Consider the following 24,446-nt stretch of genomic DNA (forward strand, 5'->3'; position numbering starts at 1 on the left):
AGCGCCAATGCTCTTTTGGGCCCTGGATGTATCTAAGGCATTTAGCCAACTTGGTACTAATGCCGAAGGCCTTACTGATCTTGAAGCCAGGGCGCGGTTGGATAAGTATGGGCCAAACACCCTGAAATCAAACATAAAAAGCCGGGGCTTGCTCTTGTTCCTGGCTCAATTTAAAAGCCCTGTCACTATTCTGCTGATCATAGCATCGCTGTTAGCCGCGGGCTTAAAAGATACCGCCGACGCAGGTATTATTCTTGGAATTGTGCTGTTAAGTGGCTTGCTGGGCTTTTGGCAGGAGAAAGGCGCTGCTCAAGCCGTAAAAGGTTTGCTAAGGATGGTGCAGCTCAATTGCTCAGTAATGCGCGATGGCAAGCCGGTAACGTTGCCGGTGACGGCTGTCGTGCCCGGAGACGTTATTCAATTATCGGCCGGTGATATAATTCCGGCAGATAGCCTGCTTCTGTCTTCGGCAGCGCTTTTTGTTGACGAGGCGGCGTTTACCGGCGAAACTTTTCCTGTCGAAAAGTCCTGTGGCGCAGTAGCTGCAGACACGCCGATAGCCAAAAGGTCAAATGCCTTATTTATGGGTAGCCACGTAGTCAGCGGAACTGCGAGCGCCCTGGTAATCTATACGGGTGTAGCCACCGAATTTGGTAAACTTTCTGAACGGCTGCAAAACGCCATACCTGAAACGGATTTTGAAAGGGGTATCCGCAAGTTTGGCTACCTCCTTATGGAATTAACTTTATTGTTGGTCATTATCATTTTTGCCCTGAACGTTTGGTTGCATAAACCGGTGCTTGACTCTTTTTTATTTTCCCTGGCGCTGGCGGTAGGGCTCACGCCTCAGTTGCTGCCCGCAATAATTAGTGTTAACCTGGCTACAGGCGCACAAAAAATGGCCAAAAAGCAGGTTATTGTTAAAAGACTTTCGGCCATTGAGAATTTCGGCAGCATGAATGTGCTCTGTACAGATAAGACGGGCACAATCACCGCGGGAAAGGTTGTATTAAAAGATGCACTTGACAGTGACGGAAAGCCCAGTGACAACGTTTTACGATACGCCTGGTTAAATGCAGGGTTGCAACAGGGTTTTCATAACCCCATAGACGAGGCCATTTGTAATGCTTACTCCGGTAAAGACGACCGTCCACCGGCAGTGGCAGAAATTCCTTACGATTTTTTTCGCAAGCGATTGAGCATCCAGGTTCATGAATCAGGCGAGAGCCAATTAATTACTAAAGGTGCCTTTACCTCCATTCTGGAGATATGCACTAATCTGCAAAGCGGCGATAAGGTTGTACCGGTTACTGCTGAGTTAAAATCAGGGTTGATGGAGCGTTACCGCGCGTTAAGCCAAAACGGATACCGAACCCTGGGGTTAGCTTATAAGATAATCCCCGACCAGCACAAGATCAACCGTGATGATGAGTCGGGGATGACCTTCTTGGGCTTTATTACATTGTTTGATCCGCTTAAACCAGACAGTGCTGCCACGCTTTTACGATTACAGGCAGCCGGAGTCCGTCTAAAAATCATTACTGGCGATAACGCTTTGATAGCACAGCATCTCGCCGATTCATTGGGCTTAACTGATAACCGGATACTAACCGGTAGCCAAATGCGTCAAATGAGCCAATCGGCCTTATTACATGCCGCCCCGCGTACTGACGTTTTCGCCGAGGTTGAACCCAACCAAAAGGAGCGGATCATTCTGTTATTGAAAAAAGCAGGATACGTAGTTGGTTTTATGGGCGATGGTATCAATGATGCACCGGCACTACACGCGGCCGACGTGGGTGTGTCGGTCAACACTGCAGTTGATGTTGCCAAGGAAGCGGCCGATATAGTTCTGCTTAACGGCGGATTAAAAGTGCTATTAGATGGAGTTGAAGAGGGCCGCAAAACCTTTGCCAATACCATGAAATATGTTTTTATGGCCACCAGCGCCAATTTTGGTAATATGTTTAGTATGGCCGGAGCTTCACTTTTCTTGCCATTTCTGCCTTTATTACCCAAGCAGGTGCTGCTCACCAACCTCCTCACAGATTTTCCTGAAATGGCCATTGCCAGCGATAAAGTAGATGCAACGCAGCTTAGCGCTCCGCAACGCTGGGATATGACATTTATTCGGCGGTTTATGATTACTTTCGGATTGCTCAGCTCTGTGTTTGATTACTTGACCTTTGCGTGTCTCATCCTTATTTTTCATGCCGACGAACGGGTGTTTCAAACTGGCTGGTTTACGGAGTCCGTCATTTCGGCGGTGTTAATTGTATTGGTAGTGCGTACGCAAAAAGCATTTTTTCGCAGCCTGCCTGGTAATGCCTTGCTGGCCGCAAGTAGTGCTGTTGTCGTTATGATTTGCCTTATCCCGGTTTCCCCGCTCGCCATGTGGTTTGGCTTCGCGCCATTGCCGCTGGCCTTGTACGGTTGGACAACCGTGCTGATCGCTGCATATATGTTCACTGCTGAATTGCTTAAACATTGGTTTTATCGCAGGGTATATACCCATATCAATAAAAGATACGTTCCATTTGCCCAATCTCACGGGCAGGTATGATGCTCGTCACTATAAAGGCCGGCCCATTTGTGCAAATTTAAATCAAAACAAATCTGATGAAAACCATTCTCATACCAACTGATTTTTCTGAAACTGCGACACATGCTGCGCGCTATGGTTTATATTTGGCTCACCACCTGAAGGCTGATCTGCAACTTATCCATGCATTCAAGGTGCCTGCAGAGGCTCGGGCCGCCGCGCAATCTGCCTGGCCACTCGATGACTATGAACAGGTTAAGCACGATAGCGAAACAGAGCTGGATAAATTACGCCATCAGCTGGAATTGGTAAATATTGCTACCACGTCGGCGCGCGATTACATAAGCCGTATTTCTTGTACGGCCGAAATGGGCGACGTGACTACAATGACACGCAATCTGGTTGACCATTTTCGTTCTCCATTGGTAGTTATGGGTATGTCGGGAGCCGGACAACTGCATCGCCTGCTATTAGGAAGCAACAGCCGGGAACTGATTGACAAGGCCACATTTCCGGTGATGCTGATTCCTAATCGCCCAAGTACTTATCAGTTACGAAAAATTGCCTTTGCTACCGACCTGAGCAGTAGCGATATTGAACTCATCCATTCACTGGTCAGTTTGGCTCGTCCTTTTAGCGCCGAGATTCTGATTGCTCATGTAACTGATGCTAAGTATGACCCGGCTGCGCATCAACATCTGGTTGACCGGTTTCTGAGCGAAGTAACCTCAAAGGCCAATTACAATAAGATTTATTATCGTCATATAAAAAGTATAGACGTTGACCACGGCCTTGATTGGCTGAGTGAGCATGGTTTGATTGATATGCTGGCGATGGTACACCGTCCGCATCCGGTATTTGAGCAGCTACTTAAAGGCAGTCACACCCAGCGCCTCGCAAAACACATCGATATCCCATTACTGGTGTTCCCGCCAGATGCACACGATGTTTGTTTTTGAATAGAATGCTGTTATGGAAGGTCAAATGAACGCGATGTTGCTGGATCGGCCGGGTCAGCCGCTGGTTTATAGGCAAATACCAATTCCACAACCCGGGCCGTGCCAGTTATTATTGCGGGTAATTGCTTGCGGCGTCTGCCGTACAGACCTACATATCGTTGACGGGGAGTTGGCGGCTCCCAAGTTGCCGCTGGTTCTGGGCCATGAAGTAGTTGCTTCTGTAATCGGCTGCGGCAGCGAAGCAACTGGTTTTAATACTGGCGACGTCGTGGGCGTTCCCTGGTTAGGTTACACCTGCGGAAAGTGTCGTTTTTGTTTGTCTGGCCAGGAGAACTTGTGTGACAATGCATGTTTTACCGGTTATACGCTTGATGGCGGTTATGCAGAATATATGGTTGCTAACGCAAGGTCCTGTTTTTTAATGCCTGCAGGTTATCAGGGTGCCCCGGCTGCACCGCTCCTATGTGCAGGTCTCATTGGCTTTCGCTCATACCGCATGCTTAGTCAAAAAGCGGTTAAAGTGGGGCTTTACGGATTCGGCGCAGCTGCGCATATTCTAACACAGATAGCTAGGGCGCAACATAAACAAATTTTTGCTTTTACGCGTGACGGCGATACAGAAGCGCAATTGTTTGCAATCAGGATGGGAGCCGGCTGGGCCGGTAGTAGCCTCGACACGCCACCAGAACTGCTTGACGCTGCCATTATATTAGCCCCTTCCGGCGAACTTGTGCCTAAGGCCTTGAAAGATATTAATAAAGGAGGGCAAGTGATATGCGGGGGCATTCATATGAGTGATATTCCAGCTTTTCCTTATTCGATTTTGTGGGGTGAGCGCTCTGTTTGCTCCGTAGCAAATCTTACCCGCGAGGACGGGCTGGCATTTTTCAAACAATTGGAGCTATCTCCGGTAAAAACGCAAACAACTATTTTTAAATTGAGTGAGGCCAATGAGGCCCTTCAGCAACTGCGTAAAGGACAGCTTAAAGGAGCTGCGGTATTAGTAATGGATGAAAAATAGCGACAGTTTTGGATCTACTGCCGCTATTTGCTATTTATCGGCAATAGTAGCCGGAATGATCATTACCGACAACTGTTGATCATCCAGCAAAGCCTGGGCTTGATTTTGTTTCAGCAAGCGGTTAAACCAATTATGATGATCGTGCACCAGTATCAGCAAGTCGCTTTTGTTTGCGGCACACAAGTGGTTCAAGCGTTTTACCAGATCTTTTCCACCCACCTCCAGGTAATTAATTGCCTGAAAATTATACTTGGCTACCTGGTATTTAAATGCGGTTTTTAATGAATCGTGCACTGGCTTATCGCCCCATAATGAAACATGGACAATATCCAGGCTAAAACCAAATACGCGCCCCAGGTGAGTAAGATAATGCACTGCTTTTTGATCAGCCTGGTCAAAATCTGTAGCTAAGGTTACCTTCTGTAATTTTCTCATCGGCCGGCTTTGAGGAATAATAAGTACCGGGCGGTTTGTATGCTCTATAACGGCCGAAGTTTCGCTACCTATCAGCAAGTGCTCCCATGTGCTGCCTGTTCGTGCACCCATAACAATTAACTCTATCTGTTCCTGCTGCAAAAGGTTTTTTACTTGTTTGCCCAGGTTGCCGATATCATGGCGTTGATCAATACCAGGATGATGGTCGCCTGCGGGCAGTTGGCGGACGAGTTGTTCAAGATCTTTTTTCAAAAGCTTCAATTTTTCCTTGCTTTCGTCGGCCCACAGTAGTTGCTCGGCCGGCCAGGGTGTGCCTCCATATTCAGACATTACCGGCTCGCTGATATATGTATTAAATAATATAATGTTGGCATGTAATTTACCGGCAAGGGTTACCGCTACCTCGGCGGCCCGGCGGGCGTTTTCGCTAAAATCAGTAAGTACCAGGATCTTTTTCATGATATTTTTACGTATTAATAAAGTAAAGATAGATGCAGCGACCTTTATAAAATATGACCGCTGTCAGCAAATGGCCTGATAGCAAGCAGGAGATCAATTTTTCATTTTTTGGAGACGTACTGTATCCAATATCTTGATTTGGCTGCCCTTTCTTTCAATCAGGCCTTCATCCTTAAAATCCGTTAAGGTTCGGCTTACAGTCTCAGTTGCCATGCCGGACATAGCCGCCAGTTCGTCACGCGATATCTTAAATTCTTCAACCGGAGCAAATTGTATTTGCAAGCGTAACAATACCTGCGACATTCTTTTGCGTACCGACTGGTAAGCAAATTGCAAAAGTTGCTCTTCTTTCGCCCGAATATCATTGGCTAATGTTTTCAGAAATTGCTGGCTGATATCCGGATAGCGGGTAAGCAGATTTATAATCATCTCTTTAGGTAGCAGGCATACCGCCGAATCTTCTAATGCTTCGGCCGTTTCTGCTTGGGTGTCGGCTATCAGCAGGCCGTTGATACCGACATAATCCTCATTTTTGTAGAGGCCGGTCATTAGCTCGCGGCCATCTTCAGTTAGTTTAAATGTTTTAACTACGCCCTCCAATACCAGGTAAATGCCCTGAGGTTCGTCGCCTTCATAATAAAGTACTTGTTTCTTTTTGATCTGCCTGACCTTACGCCCGGCAATTAAAAGCTTTAGCTCGGCGCTTCCACGTAGTTGTCCTGTAGCTAACCGTTCCAGGTTGAACAAAGAACGACTATAATAATTGGCCAGTTTCTCCTGTTTTTGTAAACGGCATTCAATAGCATGTAATAGCTCCATATCATCAAAAGGCTTGGTCAAATAATCATCGGCGCCCATTTCCATCCCTTTACGCAGATCAAGCCTTTCAGCCTTAGCCGTTAAGAATATGAAGGCTATGGCGGCGGTTTCGGGGTTTTTACTTAACAGGTACAGAACGCCATATCCGTCCAGTTCCGGCATCATAATATCACATAAAATAAGGTCGGGCCGCTGACTAACCGCCAGGTCTACACCTATTTTCCCGTTTTCAGCTTTAAGTACCTGATAATTGCTCAATTCAAGAATCTCGGCAGTGCTTTCACGGATATCGCTATTGTCTTCGATGATAAGGATCTTTTTCATGGTTGCTATTAACTGAACGTCAATGATATTTATCACAAATATCTCTTGGGCTTAACCCTGAATCCAGTATCGGCGTCATATGAATTTATGATACTCGTTACTTTTTTAGCATAGCGCGGCTATACTGCCTGATCTCAAACCGGTTAATCGAGTATGGCTTAACATCTATATCAAGACTCGTATTGATGGGCGTTAAATACCAATAGCGGAACCGGTGTTTGAGCGGCAAGCTGTTGTGTGCGGCTGCCATGCAGCAATTCTACAAGAAAGTTATGGCGTTTATGAACCATAGCAAGTAGGTCAATATGTGTGTTACGTGCGAGCCATACCAGCCCCCGCGCAATATGTTCGCTTTTAACCACCTTTACACTCACCTGCTGGTGGCCGTGATTGCGCACCAACTCGGTTAACAGTTCCTTGATAATCGAGTTGCCTGCTGCGTCTTCATTGCTTTTTTGAATATGAGCCAACACAAGTTCTGCATTTAGTGTCTTTGCAAGTGTAACCAGGCGGCTAATAGCATTAAGCTCCAGTTCCGCGTGTTTAAAATCACTCCCAAATGCTATTTTTTTAATGGGGCGAAATACGCTGCCATCGGGTACCAACAGGAGCGGGCAAGTTGCTGCTTCAATCATTTTGCGGCTGTGATTACCTATGAGCAAGGTCCCCAGACGATCATTGCCATGAGTGCCAAGGACTATCAGGTCGGCTTTGTGCCGGGCAGCTTCTGCATTAACGACATCTGTTACTACCCCCGTTCCCTGTACGCAGATAATTTCAGGCGTAAAAGTGTCCGGGGCGCCGGCTGCAGTTAATTTGTGCTTTAATTTGCTGAGCTCAGTTTTACTGTCCCGGTCCATGTCGTCATAAACTTCCTGGGGCCACGCTACCGTCCCGCTCTGCGGAATTTCGGCCGGTACATTAAGGGAATGACAGATATATAGTTTTGCACCTAAACTTTGTGCTAATTTATAGGCATAAACCACCGCATGTTCTGCATTTGCGGTCAAATCCGTTGCAACCAGTATTCTTTTCATCTTTTTTGATTTAAAGTTCACTGATTGCCGTCGCAACCTGACTGCGCTATATCACCTCAGCGGATGATAGTGATCACGGTATAGCATAATCTACTCAATACTCACTTCAATTTAGTATTTAAATCCTCCGCCATTTGAAGATGATGTTGAAGTATGGGCACCCCTTTGGCAGCAAAGGTTTTAATTTCCTGATCTTTTCCATCTTTGGCTTCTTTTTCAAACTCACTGATGTCTTCTTTATGATCGTCTACCATAAAACTAATATAGGCTTTATCAAACGCTAACCCTTGTTTACTGGTAATTTCGTTTATGTGTTTCTGGAAATCTGCGCCTGTTTGAGCGGGGATAGTAATGTTTTTTTTCGAAGCAAGCCTGGCAAGCTCTTCCTTATCCTTAGTGTGGTCGGTTACCATGGTCTGGCCAAAGTTTCTTACTCCGGGAGTAACAGCGTTTTTTGCAGCATATGAACCTAGTTCGGTCTCCATAGTTACACCACTGGTTGCTTTTACAACAAACTTGCTATCCGGTTCAATATTTTTAAGTGATGTGTCACGGTCAGCTTTTTGATTATTTTGGTGATCAGCCATTTTTTCGCTGTCATGAGTTTGATGGCATGCACCTGCTATAACTGATATCAGGCACAAAATGAGTAATTCTTTCCGCAGCATAATCTTGATATTTTTATTGAAAACAGTCAAAAAATATGCCAGCTAAGTATAGCCTACGTTATTGTAATTTTTGCCCGCACACGCAACAGATACCTAAAATCGGCGCCCCAGGATCAATTTAACAATTAGTTTGTCGGTAGCAGAGGTAAATCCGTAACCAATACCGGCATTACATTCCCAATTTGGCCCGAAATTGAAATCACCCGCTGCAAACAATTGATGTTCTTGCTGTTGGTAGGTATAGTAATGAAAGAAGGGACCGGTGCTGCCATAGTATTCTAAGCCCAGCGCAAGTAGTTTGCTTAATTCATAACTGCCTTTAACATTTGGCGAAAAAATAAGCCCGGTATTTGCGTCAGGGCCTGCAAAGCTTTTGTCCAGCGTGGGGTTGATAGCCAGGTATAATTTGTTCCAGGTCTTATCAACGATAGGCCTGATCTCCAGCGAGCAGGTGTTAGCATCAAAGGCCGCCTTTTGATATCCAAACTCTGTGGATAAGCTCACGCCGACAGGCCAGTGCCATTCCTCAGGCGCAGCTACGCGCGGCCGGATATGCGATCCTACATAGGCGGTACGGCCATCATTTCCTATCGAAGTAAAAATATAAAAACCTGTCTCGAACCAGGTTGACCAGCCATGCGTAAGTTCTATAGTTTCATGCACCACATGATTGGAGGGTAACTCCGTGCCCGAGCTGAATTTACTGCCGTTAATCGTGAAATTACTATGCAGTTCAAGCATAGTATGGTCTTTTTCAACGGTTGGGGAACCATACACCTGGATTTCATAATTGTCCTGTGCTTTTACACTAAGGGCACATAAAGCAGTGAACAACAACAGGCAGAATTTCTTGACAGATAAGGGCGGCATCTTCAAATAGCTAAAGGAAAAGATATAATCGAAGCTAACGGGCAATTCTGAAGACAATCTGGAGAAATACCGATGGCACCTGGCCAATCAGAACGTGATGGTGAAACTATGCCAGCCTTCGGCATAGTCATGCCTGATATTAAAGCCATATTGCCTGCAGATATTTTCTACCAAAGCCAGCCCCAGCCCCATCCCGCTTGACTGTTTGCTTTTTTGAAAACGCTCAAACATTTGTTCACTATTCAGTTTTATCGGCTGGCCGGTATTTTTGATTACCAATTTTTCATCGTCCAATTCAATTTTGATCTGGCCGTGCCGTTCATTGTGCCGGATTGAATTGCTGAACAGATTGTTTAACAAAATATCAACCAGGTATTTACTGGCACAGATCTGTTTATCTGTCAGTTGATAGTCGATAACAAGCTCTTTGGATTTGGCCACTTCCTGAAACTGCTGGATCTTTTCGGCAATCACCTCTTTCAGATTTACCGGCTCGTCGTCTCTAATTAATTCATTGTCCAATTTAATCAACAGCAATAAGGCCTGATTGAGGCGTGTCGATTTACTGATCGATTTATAAATGTCATTAATTTGCTCCAACTGGTCTGGCCGTAAAGTTTCGTCTTGTATTAAAGTGTCTAATTTGGTAGTTACAACCGCCAGTGGAGTCATCAACTCATGTGAAGCATTTTCGGTAAAAAGCTTTAAATTTCCGTATTCCGCTTTCACGCGGACAGACATTTCGTGAATAGCAGCATTTAGCTCGCTGAACTCGTCTACTTCACTGCTTTTAAATAAAAGCGGGTTATTGCCCGTTACGTCGAATGACTTGATTTGGCTAAGGGTGACATAAAAGGGTTTCCAAAGGCCATTTAAAACATATTTGTTAGTGATAAACAAAACAAGCAACAATCCGACAATTAAAACGAGGGTGATCAAACTAATCACTTCTACCAATGAGCGTGTGCTCTCCCTGGATATGGTTATAACTACCTTATAGTGTTTATTATCGGCAGCTTTGACTATGTCCTCTACAGCCCGGCCGGCTTCGGTTCGGTTTTCTTTAAAATTGTGATAAACCGTATCAAAATACCTGCGCCTAAAAACCTGCTGTTCTGTTTTTGTAAATATGGCATGGTCCTTATCGAGGTCATATTGCTGAGGTTGTGAAGCAGTTGACCTAACATAATCTTCTGCCTCATTGAGCGCCTGCGACAAGTTTTTGTCCAGCTGAACATTAGCGATATAGTTGATTGCAAAAAAATAAATGACAGCTCCGGAAAACAGAACCGCCAGACTGATAAGCATACTAGCTTTTGTATAATGTGCCGAAAGCTTCATGGCGCAATGAATTTGTAGCCAACCCCGTATATGGATTTTACATAATCCCTGGCACCGGCATCTACAAGTTTTTTGCGGAGATTTTTGATATGGGTATAAATAAAATCAAAATTATCATGCAGGTCCATCTCATCGCCCCATAGATGCTCTGCTATAGCATTTTTTGAAATAATGCGCCCCTTGTTAGCCAAAAAATAAAGCAGCATGTCGTATTCTTTTTTAGTGAGAATAATGGGCTCGTTATTTACATAAACAGATCTGCCTAAAACATCAATAACGATTTCGTTAAACACCAATTTACTATTGGTATTAAGAGCTTTGCGCCGAAACACCGCCATAAGCCTGGCTTTTAACTCGGCCAGGTGAAAGGGTTTGGTCAGATAATCATCAGCACCTAAATTTAATCCGCTTAGCCTGTCATCCAGCGAATTGCGCGCAGAAATGATCAATACCGCTTCCATTTTACCCTGCGCTTTCAAATATTCAAGCACTGCAAAGCCATCGCCGTCAGGCAGGCCTATATCCAGCAATACGCAATCGTAATGATAGTCAGCAAGTTTACGCAAAGCTTCTTGCAGGTTGTCGCAGCTTTCGCAGATATTGCCGTCAGCGTTCAGATAATCTGTAATGTTTTGCCGCAAACTTTGTTCGTCTTCAATAACCAGTAGCTTCAATACTTTTTTTAATAAAAATAAACAGATAAAATGGAGAAAATCTGAAGTGGCAGCATTTGCTTCAGATTTTCTCCTAAATTAACCGCTAATTTCCACTGTATTAAATAGAATTTTTATGACCGTTATAGACCCTACCCGAAAAAACATCGAACATCCTGACCAAATCAAGAAAAACTCCGCAGGTTTGCGTTTCTGGCATTGGGCAAGTGCGCTAACGATAAGCGGCTCGTTGCTTACGGTATTAATCAACGCTACCTTAAATGATCGCAGCGTTGTCGCCCCGGTGGTTCAGGCTGAATTTGCAAAAAGTAATGTAACGGTTACAGCCCGGCAGGCAGGTAGTATAGGGCACGCATTAGAAGACAAAGTATGGGAAATACACACGTATATTGGATATGTACTTGCAGGTTTGTTCCTGTTCCGCCTGGTTCTGGAGGCATTTCAACTTGCCGATCAGAAATTTTTGCGCAGGCTCCGTTCGGCATATCATCAATTTGAGGTCACTAAGAAAAACCGCGAATTAGCCCGTCATGAATTGGTGGTCAAGAGCCTTTACGCAATGTTCTATGTCTTGCTGGGTGTGATGGTAATTACCGGGCTATTTCTGGCTTTTGAGGATTTGCTGGCCCCGTTTAAGGCCATTCGTCACAGTGTTAAAGAAGTACATAGTTTTTGCATGTATCTGGTGCTGGCGTTTATCGCTGTTCACCTTGCTGGTGTGTTTTTAGCCGAACGCAAGGACAGCCCGGGCATAATTTCAGATATGATAAATGGAGGTAGGCCATAGTTTATTTACCATTAATAAGCTTAGCCATCATAAACGCCGCACCGGCTGCCAGCGCACCAATCACAACCACTTTGAGGGCTCCGCTTAATGCCGGCTGGCCCGTCATTTTACTTTTAAAATAACCGAATACAAACAGGCAAATTAACGTAACAATGCATGAATAGCCTAAGGCTACGTGTGCGTGGTCGATAAAGATATATGGAGACAAGGGTATGATGCCGCCAACAATATAGGACAACCCGATAGTGATAGCGCTTTTAGTAGCGCGGTTGGCGTTAGGTTCTTCTAATCCTAATTCATAGCGCATCATAAAATCTACCCATTTCTTTTTATCCTTAGCCATTTCATCTGCAATTTGCTGCTGTAGTGCCTCCGACAAACCAAATTCGGCAAAAACCTCTTTTACCTCTATCTTCTCCTGCTCTGGAACGCGCTCTACTTCGTCATACTCGCGTTTCAATTCAGAGTTATAATGATCTGCCTCAGTTTTGCCGGCCAGGTAACCGCCCAGGCCCATGGCAATGGAACCGGCTACGATTTCAGCGATACCCGCCGTCACTACCAGGGTCGACGAACTGATTGCCCCGCTTAATCCTGCGGCCAGCGCGAAAGGAACGGTCAAACCATCAGACATACCAATTACGATATCTCTGATGGTTTCTGAACTTGTTACATGATTTTCAGCGTGCATAGTTGTTATTTAAATTTCATCGCTAAAGTTACAATGTTAGAATTTAAGCCGGTAGAACGCATATAGTGCCCGGCTCTTATCTCTAACGAGTTAAAATGCTGCCAGCCAAACACACCATTTGGCGGCGACAGCCGGATGTTCCCACCAATGAAATTACTGTTTAACGTCGAAAGATCATAGTCGCTGGTATAATAAATCTCAGTTGGGCTGTGTTGTCCGTAAGGCGCAAAATAACGTGTACCCTGTTGATGGTTAAAACGGTAGTAAGGGCTAATCGAGACAAATGAAGTTAGCTTGACAGGTATCTCCAGTTCGGCGGTATGAGCCCTGATACCCCAGTTATCTGTATAATAACGATAGAATGTCCGGATTATAAAATGGTCGTCAAGGAAATAATTTAGTCTTACAGCTATTGGAAGTTTATAACGACTGCCAGGCAGATTTTCTATACGCTCATTAAAAATACTATTGGTTGGGCCTACGCCTGTGGCGAAATTGCTATTGAAAAACACCCGTTGATATTCGGTAGCCAGTAAGCCTTTCTGATATGAAGGCTCCACTATCAGCGCCATTTGCAGGCGCTGCGTGAGTACTTGCGACAATGAAAATGATGTACTGAATGAATTTCGGGGCCGGTGGTCAACAGGGCGTCTGTCTTCATGTTCAGATCCAGACCCATAGCCCAGGGGGCGGAGCTCCACTGGTAAAATAACTTTCCAGGTATCTAAAAAAGCCTGAGCCTTAAAATCAAACTGGGTATTCTTGTTTTTAGAAAGTAAAGTAAGGTTCAATCCGCCCCCGAAAGATTGGTAGTCAAATTCGTGCGAATATGAAGCTGTCAGTCCAAACGCACGACCGGTTTTGTCATCGGATACTGTCCAGTTGAGCGAGGGATAAACCCTTGTATCATGCATTGAAGCTGACGAAATGGTATTTGGGTCGATCTTATCGGACGAGGCAGAGGTATAATGATCTACGCCCAATTCAAAAGCAAATGTGTGCTTTTTGCCGCCGATACCGTATTTTGACAATTGCAGGTCAAATGTATTGGCGAAATCAGTTAATTTCTCAGAACCGATGCCACCCGTAACTGCCGAATTATTTCCGTTTTGGTGATAATAGGCAGATATAATATTCACCTCGTCTACCTTTAACTTACGGGCTTCGTAGTTGCTGGAATCTCTGGCTGGTTTGGTTTGTGCGTGCGACGCGGCAATTCCTAGATAGAGCGCGGCAATGCAGGTATATATTTTCCTCATAGTTATCTAGTCTATCTTAATTACAACCGCAACCACCGCCGCTTTTACCGCCGTTAGCCCCTGATCCAGCTTCGCGGTACAGTTGAAAGCTCTGTTCAAATTTTTGTGATTTTCGGGCTGCCAAATCCATTTCGGTATCGTTAAGCCGGTTTTTTTGATATGCTTTGACAGATACACAGGAAGTTAAACCGGCAGTTGTGATAAGCGCCAGTATTATGACCAATGCAAGGGGATGTTTTTTCATAGGATCAGTTTTTAACGTTGATATTATTGGAAGTGTAAAGTTGATTATGGTCATCTATAATGATACAGGCGACGTGTTGCAGCTGATTGATCAGATTCAGGCCAACGCGTACACCCATTACAGTCACCGGAGTGGCCATCGCGTCGGCAAATTCTGCATTAGGGCAAATGATGCTGACGCTTTTTATGCCGCTGACAGGTAAACCTGTCTTGGGGTCAATGGTATGAGAATATTTTTTACCGTCGATAATGGCAAACTTGGCATAATTTCCGGAGGTAGCTATTGCCATGTTGCTGATGTCCATGGTAGAGAATGGCGTATTGCATTGATCCGGATCGGCTATCGCAATCGTCCAGGGTTTGCCATCAGGTTGGGTTCCCCAGGTTACCAGGTCGCCGGCTGCATTAACGATACCGCTTGTAATACCTGCGTTTTGCAGCACAATCCTGGCGCGTTCGGCAGCATATCCTTTGCCAATACCCCCAAACCCTATCCGCATTCCTTTTTCACGTAAAAAAACGGTGGTCTCTTCCTCATTCAGCAGCACATTTTTATAATTAATCAGCCTGACCGCTTTTTTTGCTGTTGCTGGGTCAGGCAGAGCTTGCATTTGCTGGTCAAAGTTCCAGAGCCTCTTGTCAATCGAGCCATAAGTAATATCAAAAGCGCCCTGTGTCAGTTCAGATATTTTAAGTGACCTGGCAATCAGTTGATAAACCTCTTCATCCACCTTTACGGGAGCTATACCTGCATTTGCATTAATTTGGTTGGTTTGGCTATCATCGCTGAAGGTAGTCAGCAATTTTTCTATCCGGCTAATTTCTGCTATTGCCGAATCAATACATTGATTAGCCCGGTAGGTATCGTCGCAAACCACACTTATTTCAAACCGGTTGCCCATCAATTTCAGCACACGCTTGTGTACCAGCAGCTGCGTTGCGTTTTCAATGTGCGGCATCGTAAGCCTTTATTTGATTGACAAACTGATCGGGCGTTTCATTAGGATAACCATCCCATGCCTTTAGTACCTTGCCATGTTCGTCAATAAGCAAAGTATAAGGAAATTTCCCGTCAGGGTTATAGCGGTCGGCCAGCGTTTCGTTCAACTTCACCTGCTCCCTGCTTAGCTGATTTTTCTTTTGCCGGGGGAAATCGGCGCGTACCAATAGCAGATGCTGTGATGCATAATCGGTAAAGCTGGCAGTTTCCAGAATTTCTTTACGTAACCGAATACACGGCCCGCACCAGTCAGAGCCGGAAAAATTGACCAAAATGAGTTTATGTGATTTGGCCGCCTCGTCCGAAGCTGCGTTAAAATTCCCTGACCAGGTTACCGCAATTTGCAGATATAGGAGGGTAAACAGCAAAAGTTTCATATCATGTTTTATTACCGATGGATTTTAGCCGTCGTCGTTATTTCCGAACTTACTCTAATAAGAAATGATTGCTACAATGTTATTGTTCAAATCTGTAGTTGTGATGAAAATGAGGGATGCAGCTGCAATTTTATTGTCAAAATCGACTTCAGTATTTCTACAGAATTCGACGGTGCTTTCAGGTGATGGCAATAAGCAGATACCTGTATCAGGCGAGCTCCTCGTGGATTACTGCCCATGAAGCGCAGCATTAGCAACTGACTAATGATATAGCGCCGCTGGTTAGCACCACTTGCTGAACAGTAGTAAAAAATAGCTGACAGGTTACCTGTTGTGTGCAATAAACAAAGGCAGATCTAATGTTTCCATTAGCCTGTTGGCCATGCTGCTGCTGAACATTCGTGAAACTGCTCCGCGACCATAGGCCCCCATGATTACTACAGTCCCCGGCGAAGCTTGCTTCAGATGCGCGATGAGGGCCTCTTCTGGTTCTCCTGTGAGTTCGGTAAACACCGGATCGTCAAAATGGCAACGTATATACTCGCCCACTAGGTTACTTTCTGGCAACAACGCCAATTTTTTTTCTGCGGCATAAACTATTTCAATAGGATACTTAACAGTCCAGGAAAACAGGTAAGTAAACATTTTGAGGGCAAATACTGAAGATGGGTGCCCGTCATAAAGCATAACAATCCTTTCTATTGGCTGGTGCGTCGCTGGTACTACCAGTACCGGGCTTTGTGCGCCCGCCAGCAATTCTTTCACAAAAGGTGTAGGTTTAGGCTGCTCATAATGATTCAGCGTTTCAGCAGCCCCGATGATGGTGAGGTCGGCGTAAACGCTTTCTTTAATCAGGTCGGTAATCGCAAAACTTTTGTCTTGATGCACCAGATAATCAACTGATTTTTTATTGCAGATTTTTTCAAATAATGCGACGGCCTGTTGCCGGGTATCCTGATCTTTTTTAATCAGGCGGTTCAATTTAGCCTGGGATACGCCATGGCTGCCAACCATATCAAAAAGATTAAAACTATGGTAAAGAAGGTCTTCCAGGAATACGCCGGTTAAAATGGATTTGTTCCGGGCAGCAATTTCAATTGCGTAGTTAAGCGTTGCTGCGGAGAATTTCAGGCCGTCAAAGGCTGCTATGATCTTTTTCATTTGGCTATAATTAACTGTTTAGCAAATGTATCAGTGTATAAATAATACATGATGACGCCCGTCAAAAGATTTTGTGATGTGCGACATCGTATCTTCAATTTATTTGAACTGTAACAAATAGCAAGGGATTTTCTAATAACCACCCATTCCTTTAACTTTTAAGAAAATGATTTTTAATTTGCAATACATAGACTCGTTAGCGTTATACTTATGAAAAAGAAAGTTATTCTGATCTTTTTATTGCTGCTTTATTGCAACTGGTCCCGGGCATCAGATCATGTCAGCGCCGATAGCATACTAACTATTTTGCGACAAAAAGATAGTAACCAACATAAGCGCCTGGTACTTTCTGTCCGGTATTACTTTACTGGCCGGCCGGCCGGTAATTTAAATTTTGCAAAACACCAGATCGATAGCTTACTGAGCAGATATCCTACAACTGATGTTGAGGCCGTTAAATTATTGGTAGAGACTATGTATCTCATGGAGCTCAAAAAGTATATCGCCGCCGAAAAAATATTAGTAAAGAGTATCAACCTCGCTTCACAGGCCGACGATCAGTACTTATTATATACCTGTTTTACGCAGCTTGCTTTTATACAAACTTTGCAGGGAAAGACAACAGAAGCGATCAATAGCTTTCGTCTGGCACGGCATGAAGCTATCCAACTTAATGATCCGTATCTGCAAGTGTTAATTGATATTAATATCTCAGATATATATTACCAAAACAAATTACATAGCCAGTCGCTGCATTTCCTGGATGAGGCGCAGCGCCTGCTAACGGACGAAAGGCTGCATGAACCAAATTTCGTGATGATGATCCGCGTCAATAAGGCCGAGAATTATTTTCAAATGCGGCAAGTTGATTCGCTTGCTGAGTATAGCCGCCAATTGTGCGCCATGCGGTTTAAAAGCGACAGGCTATACACCTATCAACAGCGCAGTTTATACACCTTACAACTACTTCGCGGACAGTACAAACAGGCATTGCTTTACCTGGCTGGATTAAAAAAGGATAAACGCTATTACTACGATGTCGCAGATAAAAAAAATCAGGCTGATGCTTTTTACCATGCCGGTCAACTTGATTCTGCCCGTGCAATTGGCAGGCAGTTAATCGCAGATACATTTCAGCGAAATCATCCGGAAGTAACTTTATCAATTTATGAAATGCTGGCACGTATCGCCATGATCAAACAAGAGAAAGATCTGGCAGTACAGCGCTTTGATGCGGCATTGCAAATGGCAAAGCATCAACTCGTCCGATTGGCCGAAGTAGATACTATCGCTACGCGCCTTAAATTGGATGACTTGGAAAGTGGTTATCTTTTACGCGAAGAAGGGTTTAAACGCGAACGCTTATGGCTGATCTTCAGTGTAGTTACAATTGGCTTGATATTGATAGCCGGAGCAATCCTCTACCGCAGCATCCGGCAAAAACGCCATATTGAACGCCTATTGTTTGAGACACAAAAAAATGAGCTGTCTTATTTAAACTCACACCATTTAAGAAGGCATGTCGCTAATATTCTAGGTATTGTTGACACGATAAAACATGCCGAAAATCATTATACCACTTATGTTGAAGCAGAGCCTTATTTACTTTGCGCTGCAACAGATCTTGATCAGAGCATTCGCGAAATAACTGCAAAGCTTGACGACCAGCCGGGAGGGCCGGCATAAAGGCTGCAATTATGGCGATAACTGCAGCCCTATTGTGCAAGCTTAAAATACCAGTTCAGGTTCCTCAATGGTTAATTTGTTATCCAGGCCGAAAACACCCGGAGCGGCCCATACAGCATCTGCGGCTTCATCTTTTTCTGCGAATGAGCGTACTTTGCCCGTCAGGGTAACTCTGTTTCCTGCAACCGATACTTGGATGTTGGCGGCATCTATTGTTGCGTTGCGGTGAAAAGCTGCACTGATCTTTCTTTCCAGGTCGTCTGCGTTTATTTTTGGGCGCACGGTAATCAGGTTACTTACCATGCGTACGCCATTGAGATTTTGTATGGCAGTTGTAGCGCTGGCACGCTGGAATGCCCATTCCACTTCGCCTTCCAATTTAACCATTCCGTCTTCTACCTTTACTTTTATACGGTCGTCAGGGATTGCCGTATGCCATTTTAAGACGTTCAGAACGGCCTCAGCAATCTCAGCATCCGTTTTACGGTACGCAGGCGATACGCCAACTTGAATATCTTCGGCTATCGCTTTTACACCAGCTACTTTTTTGGCTGCATTTTCGGCGGCTAATTTTTTGCCATAAGTATCTACTTGTCCCGAAAGGGTCACCACCCCATTTTTGACACTCACCCCAATTTCTGCCGCATGCAGGAATGGCTGCCATTTAAGCTCGGCCATTACGTCTTTTTGGATTTCAACATCTGTTTTCATATGCTCTTTATTTAATTTGTTAAACAAAGGAAACGCTTATTCGTGCAGGCTGCCATGACTTGGGGCACCTGGTGTGCTGATTCTGGTCAGTCCGGATTGCAAGCTGACGATCAACAAAATGACCGCAATCAGTATTTCCAGGAGGATAAGCCAGAAGCGCAGCTGCATAAAAGTGCTATCCTGCCGCTGTTGTAAGTTTTTTAACTGTAAACGCGCCAATTCGTCGAAATCTGCAATAGCTGATCTGACTACATCGAGCCTTTGTTCCTCTTTTAATGCGGTTTGCTGAGCATTAATTTTTACAGCATGATCGTCGGCAGAACGCCAGTAACGTTGAACGGTATCTATACCTGCAATAACCAATTGTAGTTGTTTTGTTTTGGAAGGATCATTCTTTATCAGCGAGTGCAAATCATTCAGTTGTTTTGCAACACTATCTGTAATTTGATCGCAACCTACCTGAAATACCGCCAGGCCGGTGGTCCTGTAACGGAGATGCAGGAGGTCCAGTTGCCCCATTGATCTGGATAAATCGCGTAGCCGTTCACGGGTTTTAACTTGTGTGCTAATTTGGCGGGTCAATACTTGCCCGGTATTTAGTCCGTTTAGTGTAATCGCAAGAGCGAGCAGAACAAGCGCCAGGCTAAGCAGCGACCCACCGACAGCGGACTTTTTTAAATGTTTGATGGACTTCATGACAGACAGTTTTAATTTGTAATAAAATTAACCCGAAACGGCGGGGCGAGCGTGATCCAGATCAGGGAGATCGCTGATTCGGATCATTCCGGCAGCATTAATTATAACTTACTTTTGATTAACTGATGGATGGATACTAATCCTGTTTCAGCCAAATGCAGCATTGGTTGTATTGCGGAGCCGGCAAAGTCCGGCTCCGATTTTTATTATTAACAATGTCTATTGTCAACCTGCCCCAGCGATTTACAGATTCCAATATTTTTATAAACTAAACACGCTGTTATAGCTTTAAAATGACGGTGGTTAATAATGGGTATGACCAAATCACTCCCTCCCGGCAATGAGTAAGGCTTGAAGCAGGAGCGTATCGAGCTTATAAATATCCTTTCGAAAATTCAACCGCCCGGAACGATCGACAAAAGCGGTGAAGTAAACAATAAACACCGGCGTAGCCTTACGAAGGTTAATGGATCTTTCGATACCCGCATGCATGTAGTTATTGATTTTGTCTGACGACCAGTCAGGCCGATCCTTTAATAAAAAAGCCGCCAGCCGCGCCGGCTCACTGATGCGTATACAACCATGGCTGAAGGCTCGCTGGTTTTCGTTGAACAGTGATTTGGACGGTGTGTCATGTAAATAAATATTATAACTATTGGGAAAAAGAAACTTGATCAATCCCAATGGGTTATCCGGGCCGGGTTTTTGCCTGATTTGAGGCAGGCCGTCATTATAGCCCGTAACTTCCATATGATGCGTTGCCAGATAATCTGGCTGCCGCTTTATGGCTGGCAACACTTCATTACGAAGTATGCCCGGTGGCACGTTCCAGTAAGGGCAAAAAACAATTTGTTTGAGTTCCCCATAAAATACCGTGGTCCTGTTCATTGTTTTACCCACTACGGCATTACAACTCCAAAGTAGGCTATCGCCATGATAAACATGAAGTTTAAATTCAGGAATATTTACTGCGAGGTAATCTGTTTCAAGTTTTACAGGCAGCCATCGGCTGCGCTCCATATTTACAATTAATTGATCGACACGTTGCTTAATAGGGATATTTAGTTCTGTCAAGGTTGCTTTGTTTAGTAATCCGTCGGCCGATAGTCCATGCCGTTCCTGAAAGCGGGCAATTGCTTTTTTCAGGCTGGCATCATAAAGTAAACTTGTGGTATCTCCGTAAAAATCTTCCAGCTGCCAAAGCCGAATCTTAATTTCATGAACAAGGTATGACCTGGCTCCGGGCTGGAGGTTAGCAGATAAACGGATGATGGGCCAATTTTGAGTTGCCAAAAGTTGGTATTTGGCCAGGTATTGGCGTAAAAGTTCGTATTGACGGTAAACCGGGCCGCTGTTGCTAAGATCTGTTGCCGGCCTGCCGGTTAAAGTGTCCAGATATTGTTCATAATTGATCTTTTTGCGCGGCAAATTCCAATCTGCCGCACGGCTGAACGCCTCGTCCTGGCCGGTCCACGCAAGTTTGGCAAATACGAAATATTGCGCCGTCAGCATTAATTCAAGCTCCGTCGTCGTTTCAAGCGTATTGCCGGCAAACATTAATGAATCGAGCTGTCGCTCATACGGTGCGTGTTTGTTTAGTCCTTCCAATTTTAGATTGAGCATGCGATTAACCAAATTGGAAGCTTGTTCAATGAGCCGACCATGCTCAAACCAGGCATAGGCATAATGCCGGTGACGATAAAAGATTTGTATCGCCTGCGTATAAGGCTTGAACGCCGGATAAATTCGTAAAAACCTATTGACCCGGGTGCTGTCAAAAGTAGCCTGGGTTTGACCACTGAAACTGCCCGGTATGGTTTGATCCCACTTTTGATCAAGCGTATCTGCCTTGTTGGTTTTTGCAGGATGTTGCTGACTGCAGGCAGATGATGATAAAAGCACTAGCAGAAAAAAGGTAACTGCCCTCAGGCTATTGTCTGATTTTTGTACCATCTTTTTAATATTTTTTCTCATTGATTGAACGTGCATAATTTAATGCCGAGCGGCAGTTTTTTCTTTATCGGGCGATATTGGTTTTTTCATAGTTAAAAGTGGCCGTTCTGGTCCATATGAAAAATGATCGCTGTTTTTGGAAAGCATCTGTTCATCACCAAAGCAAATGATCAAGGTCATTTCTGCCATAAAACTCCCGGCCTATCTTCGCTATAGCAAAAAGAACAGACGAATGAAAAATTTAGCAGACAAGGTGGCGCTAATCACCGGCGCGAGTTCAGGTATAGGCAGGGCAATCGCTCTATTGTATGCGGCAGAGGGTGCGAAGGTTGTGCTTTCGGACATCAACACAGAAGGCGGTGAATCAGTTTTGGCCGAAATCAAAGCTAAAGGGGCAGAGGCGGTCTTTATCCAGGCGGATACATCTTTACCCGCAGCGCATGAAAACCTTGTAAAGCAGTCATTACAACACTTCGGCGCTTTGCACATAGCGGTGAATAATGCAGGTATTGGCGGCCAGTTAGCCGCGGTGGCCGATTACCCGCTAGAGGGATGGAATAAAGTGATCAATATTAACCTGTCGGGTGTATTTTATGGCATGCATTACCAGATCCCAGCCATTATCAATTCCGGGGGTGGGAGTATTGTAAATATGGCCTCTATATTGGGTAAGGTTGGCACGAAGGGCTCGCCGGCTTATGTAGCCGCCAAACATGGTGTAATTGGATTGACAGAGGCGGCGGCGCTTGAATATGCCGATAAGGGCGTACGCATTAATGCTATTGGTCCTGGTTATATCCGCACACCACTATTAAACGCCCTGGATGAAAATACGCTTAATATATTGAAAGCGCTGCATCCGATGGGCCGGCTGGGAAACCCTGAAGAAGTGGCTGAGCTGTCGTTATGGTTAAACTCAGACAAGGCCTCGTTTGTTACCGGTTCATATTATAATGTAGATGGCGGTTATCTGGCGCAATAATAACGATATGCGGCATACCTGTAAATGACCGGCGTCATGTCATCAGACTTGTATCATCCCGAACTTAGTTAAATGAAAAGTATTATAGTACTAACGGATTTCTCTGCAGCCGCCAGGTGCGCTGCAGAGTTGGCGCTGGTTATCGCAACGCAGTTAGGGGCAGAGGCTTGGTTGGTAAACGTATATCCTATTACGCCGTATTTACCTCGGGTAGGTAACCTGGTTTTGCCGGAAATTACAGCAGCGCAGAAACGGCACGAAAGTATGGGTAAACTTAATGATGAAGTAAGACGATTGGAAAACATCAAATTAGCAGTGTCTTCAGGGCTGCGCCCGGTTGTTCGTCCAATTGCGCTCGAAGGCCAGCTTGCAGACCGTACTGCCGCATTGGCACATCGGAAAAAAAGCTTATTCATCATAATGGGCATATCCGAAAAATCTTATGGCGATGTGCTGTTTAAAGGCGACGTCTGGGATGTGTTGCAACAGGTACGCTGCCCGGTTTTTGCGGTGCCCGCAGATGGGGAGAGGCCAGGCATCCGGCATATTTTATTTGCTACTGATCTTGAAGCCGAAGATGAACCGGCGATTAGCGAACTGGTTGGCATTTCTGCGCGTCTTAAAACTCGCCTTACTGTTGGGCATGTATCACCGCCCGTTCTTATACCAGATTTTGCTGAAGAAAGGCGTTCTTCTGCTTTTAGCGAAAGGCTGAGCAGGTTGTATCCGCAAATTGAATACACAAATACAAGGGCATCAAAGACATTTGATGCCCTTGAAAAGGTAAGTTCAGAAAAGCATGCTGATTTGATCGCACTGCGTTATCGTAAGCATCCGTTCTGGTACCACATGTTTAACCAAAATCCGTTAAAAGATTTTCTGGTGGAAGGCAAAACTCCATTGTTAATCTTTCCTGAAATTACTGCACGTCATGAGTAATTTTACAAAGCGTACTTTAACCGGCATTGGCTTGATTGTAGTTGTGCTGACGGCTGTTTGGCTGGGCGCGTTCTGTTTTGCAGGTTTATTGCTGCTGATTAATCTGCTTGGCTTGCATGAGTTTTACCGAATGCTGGAGACCTCACCTAACCGGCCAGTCAAAATAGCGGTATATATATTATCTGCCTCATTGATATTTTCCAGCCTCATGGTAAGCAGTGGTATGAGTTGGAAATGGTTGCTTGTCAATTTGCCAATTGCTTTTAGCATTTTTATTATTGCGCTTTACCAGGGAAGAGCCAAGCCATTTCAAGGGTTAGCTAACACCTTTTTGGGTATAATATATATTAGTTTACCGCTTTGTTTTTTTCTGGTACCGCCTTTCCTGCTGCAGGCGGGCGGCGTGTATCATTTCCAGATTCCGGCAGGCATTTTTTTGTTGCTATGGTCGGGTGATACCGGCGCCTACCTCAGCGGAAACTTGTTTGGTAAACACCCGTTGTTTCAGCGGATATCTCCCCATAAAACCTGGGAAGGAAGTTTGGGGGGAGCTTTCGCTGCTTTAATTACGGCATACGTCCTGTCCCGATACGTCAACCTGTTATCTGTTTCGCAATGGGAAACTCTTGCTTTGATCGTCATCGTTTTTGGGACCTATGGCGACCTTGTCAAATCCATGCTGAAACGAAGCGTGAGGGTTAAAGACACCGGCACAATACTGCCGGGGCATGGCGGTGTACTGGACCGGTTTGACAGTTTGCTTGGGGCAGCGCCGTTTATTTTAATTTATCTAACTATTATTTGGCGCTGAA

25 protein-coding genes are annotated in these 24,446 nt (G+C 44.8%); 8 read left to right on the forward strand and 17 right to left on the reverse strand.

The window, feature by feature from the left end:
• Positions 1-7: 7 nt before the first annotated feature.
• From mgtA to ACFS5N_RS10495, 3 genes are read left to right on the forward strand one after another with little or no spacing between them, the layout of a single operon-like run.
• The gene (gene mgtA, locus ACFS5N_RS10485; protein WP_377185069.1) at positions 8-2,563 is read left to right on the forward strand and encodes a magnesium-translocating P-type ATPase; all 2,556 of its coding nucleotides are present in this window, start codon (positions 8-10) and stop codon (positions 2,561-2,563) included.
• Between the two features lie 56 nt (positions 2,564-2,619).
• Positions 2,620-3,501, forward strand: a complete 882-nt coding sequence (locus ACFS5N_RS10490) for a universal stress protein (protein ID WP_377185071.1) — start codon at positions 2,620-2,622, stop codon at positions 3,499-3,501.
• 13 nt (positions 3,502-3,514) lie between these two features.
• Positions 3,515-4,522 (forward strand): zinc-dependent alcohol dehydrogenase family protein, encoded by a 1,008-nt coding sequence (locus tag ACFS5N_RS10495; RefSeq protein ID WP_377185073.1) that lies wholly within the window; start codon positions 3,515-3,517, stop codon positions 4,520-4,522.
• A 30-nt stretch (positions 4,523-4,552) separates the two neighbouring features.
• Here the strand turns inward: ACFS5N_RS10495 and ACFS5N_RS10500 are convergent, their stop codons facing one another.
• The 7 genes from ACFS5N_RS10500 to ACFS5N_RS10530 form a co-directional block, all read right to left on the reverse strand.
• Positions 4,553-5,416: a universal stress protein gene (locus ACFS5N_RS10500; RefSeq protein ID WP_377185075.1), complete on the reverse strand. Its 864-nt coding sequence runs from the start codon at positions 5,414-5,416 to the stop codon at positions 4,553-4,555.
• Between the two features lie 93 nt (positions 5,417-5,509).
• The gene (locus tag ACFS5N_RS10505; protein ID WP_377185077.1) at positions 5,510-6,559 is read right to left on the reverse strand and encodes a response regulator; all 1,050 of its coding nucleotides are present in this window, start codon (positions 6,557-6,559) and stop codon (positions 5,510-5,512) included.
• A gap of 170 nt (positions 6,560-6,729) precedes the next feature.
• Positions 6,730-7,596: a universal stress protein gene (locus ACFS5N_RS10510; RefSeq protein ID WP_377185080.1), complete on the reverse strand. Its 867-nt coding sequence runs from the start codon at positions 7,594-7,596 to the stop codon at positions 6,730-6,732.
• Positions 7,597-7,697: 101 nt separating this feature from the next.
• Positions 7,698-8,264 carry a DUF4142 domain-containing protein gene (locus ACFS5N_RS10515; RefSeq protein ID WP_377185082.1) on the reverse strand — a complete coding sequence of 189 codons (567 nt, stop codon included), beginning with the start codon at positions 8,262-8,264 and terminating at the stop codon, positions 7,698-7,700.
• Positions 8,265-8,357: 93 nt separating this feature from the next.
• A complete protein-coding gene (locus ACFS5N_RS10520; RefSeq protein WP_377185084.1) occupies positions 8,358-9,134 on the reverse strand; it encodes a hypothetical protein in 777 nt (258 codons plus the stop codon).
• An 87-nt stretch (positions 9,135-9,221) separates the two neighbouring features.
• On the reverse strand, positions 9,222-10,475 hold the full coding sequence (locus ACFS5N_RS10525; RefSeq protein ID WP_377185086.1) for a sensor histidine kinase: 1,254 nt from the start codon (positions 10,473-10,475) through the stop codon (positions 9,222-9,224).
• Positions 10,472-11,149, reverse strand: coding sequence for a response regulator transcription factor (locus ACFS5N_RS10530; RefSeq protein WP_377185089.1), 678 nt, complete (start codon positions 11,147-11,149; stop codon positions 10,472-10,474). Before ACFS5N_RS10530 ends, ACFS5N_RS10525 begins: the two co-directional genes overlap by 4 nt.
• Positions 11,150-11,264: 115 nt before the next feature.
• On the opposite strand from ACFS5N_RS10530, the gene ACFS5N_RS10535 reads away from it, so the two are divergent.
• On the forward strand, positions 11,265-11,936 hold the full coding sequence (locus ACFS5N_RS10535; RefSeq protein ID WP_377185091.1) for a cytochrome b/b6 domain-containing protein: 672 nt from the start codon (positions 11,265-11,267) through the stop codon (positions 11,934-11,936).
• A 1-nt stretch (position 11,937) separates the two neighbouring features.
• Here ACFS5N_RS10535 and ACFS5N_RS10540 read toward each other — a convergent pair whose 3' ends face one another.
• From ACFS5N_RS10540 to ACFS5N_RS10565, 6 genes are all read right to left on the reverse strand, one after another.
• Positions 11,938-12,627 carry a VIT1/CCC1 transporter family protein gene (locus tag ACFS5N_RS10540; protein ID WP_377185093.1) on the reverse strand — a complete coding sequence of 230 codons (690 nt, stop codon included), beginning with the start codon at positions 12,625-12,627 and terminating at the stop codon, positions 11,938-11,940.
• A gap of 5 nt (positions 12,628-12,632) precedes the next feature.
• The gene (locus ACFS5N_RS10545) at positions 12,633-13,886 is read right to left on the reverse strand and encodes a DUF3570 domain-containing protein (RefSeq protein WP_377185096.1); all 1,254 of its coding nucleotides are present in this window, start codon (positions 13,884-13,886) and stop codon (positions 12,633-12,635) included.
• A 16-nt stretch (positions 13,887-13,902) separates the two neighbouring features.
• Positions 13,903-14,130 (reverse strand): DUF4266 domain-containing protein, encoded by a 228-nt coding sequence (locus tag ACFS5N_RS10550; protein WP_377185098.1) that lies wholly within the window; start codon positions 14,128-14,130, stop codon positions 13,903-13,905.
• Positions 14,131-14,134: 4 nt separating this feature from the next.
• Positions 14,135-15,088 (reverse strand): FAD:protein FMN transferase, encoded by a 954-nt coding sequence (locus tag ACFS5N_RS10555; RefSeq protein ID WP_377185100.1) that lies wholly within the window; start codon positions 15,086-15,088, stop codon positions 14,135-14,137.
• Positions 15,075-15,506 (reverse strand): thioredoxin family protein, encoded by a 432-nt coding sequence (locus tag ACFS5N_RS10560; protein WP_377185102.1) that lies wholly within the window; start codon positions 15,504-15,506, stop codon positions 15,075-15,077. Before ACFS5N_RS10560 ends, ACFS5N_RS10555 begins: the two co-directional genes overlap by 14 nt.
• 324 nt (positions 15,507-15,830) lie before the next feature.
• On the reverse strand, positions 15,831-16,667 hold the full coding sequence (locus ACFS5N_RS10565) for a universal stress protein (protein ID WP_377185104.1): 837 nt from the start codon (positions 16,665-16,667) through the stop codon (positions 15,831-15,833).
• Positions 16,668-16,877: 210 nt separating this feature from the next.
• Here ACFS5N_RS10565 and ACFS5N_RS10570 point away from each other — a divergent pair, with 210 nt between their 5' ends.
• Positions 16,878-18,353 carry a hypothetical protein gene (locus ACFS5N_RS10570; protein WP_377185106.1) on the forward strand — a complete coding sequence of 492 codons (1,476 nt, stop codon included), beginning with the start codon at positions 16,878-16,880 and terminating at the stop codon, positions 18,351-18,353.
• Positions 18,354-18,395: 42 nt separating this feature from the next.
• Here ACFS5N_RS10570 and ACFS5N_RS10575 read toward each other — a convergent pair whose 3' ends face one another.
• From ACFS5N_RS10575 to ACFS5N_RS10590, 4 genes are all read right to left on the reverse strand, one after another.
• A complete protein-coding gene (locus ACFS5N_RS10575; RefSeq protein WP_377185108.1) occupies positions 18,396-19,064 on the reverse strand; it encodes a BON domain-containing protein in 669 nt (222 codons plus the stop codon).
• Between the two features lie 36 nt (positions 19,065-19,100).
• A complete protein-coding gene (locus tag ACFS5N_RS10580) occupies positions 19,101-19,760 on the reverse strand; it encodes a hypothetical protein (RefSeq protein WP_377185110.1) in 660 nt (219 codons plus the stop codon).
• 324 nt (positions 19,761-20,084) lie between these two features.
• The gene (locus tag ACFS5N_RS10585) at positions 20,085-21,734 is read right to left on the reverse strand and encodes a L,D-transpeptidase family protein (protein ID WP_377185112.1); all 1,650 of its coding nucleotides are present in this window, start codon (positions 21,732-21,734) and stop codon (positions 20,085-20,087) included.
• Between the two features lie 18 nt (positions 21,735-21,752).
• On the reverse strand, positions 21,753-21,902 hold the full coding sequence (locus ACFS5N_RS10590) for a hypothetical protein (protein ID WP_377185114.1): 150 nt from the start codon (positions 21,900-21,902) through the stop codon (positions 21,753-21,755).
• 43 nt (positions 21,903-21,945) lie between these two features.
• Between ACFS5N_RS10590 and ACFS5N_RS10595 the strand changes: the two genes are divergently transcribed.
• The 3 genes from ACFS5N_RS10595 to ACFS5N_RS10605 all read left to right on the forward strand — a co-directional run bounded on the left by ACFS5N_RS10595 (position 21,946) and on the right by ACFS5N_RS10605 (position 24,445).
• Positions 21,946-22,695, forward strand: a complete 750-nt coding sequence (locus tag ACFS5N_RS10595; RefSeq protein WP_377185116.1) for an SDR family NAD(P)-dependent oxidoreductase — start codon at positions 21,946-21,948, stop codon at positions 22,693-22,695.
• 72 nt (positions 22,696-22,767) lie between these two features.
• Complete coding sequence (locus tag ACFS5N_RS10600) at positions 22,768-23,634, forward strand: universal stress protein (RefSeq protein ID WP_377185118.1); 867 nt, start codon at positions 22,768-22,770, stop codon at positions 23,632-23,634.
• Positions 23,627-24,445, forward strand: coding sequence for a phosphatidate cytidylyltransferase (locus tag ACFS5N_RS10605; protein WP_377185120.1), 819 nt, complete (start codon positions 23,627-23,629; stop codon positions 24,443-24,445). Before ACFS5N_RS10600 ends, ACFS5N_RS10605 begins: the two co-directional genes overlap by 8 nt.
• The last annotated feature ends 1 nt before the right edge of the window (position 24,446 follow it).

It is taken from the genome of Mucilaginibacter ximonensis (genome assembly GCF_042686265.1).
GTDB classification, from domain to species: domain Bacteria; phylum Bacteroidota; class Bacteroidia; order Sphingobacteriales; family Sphingobacteriaceae; genus Mucilaginibacter; species Mucilaginibacter ximonensis.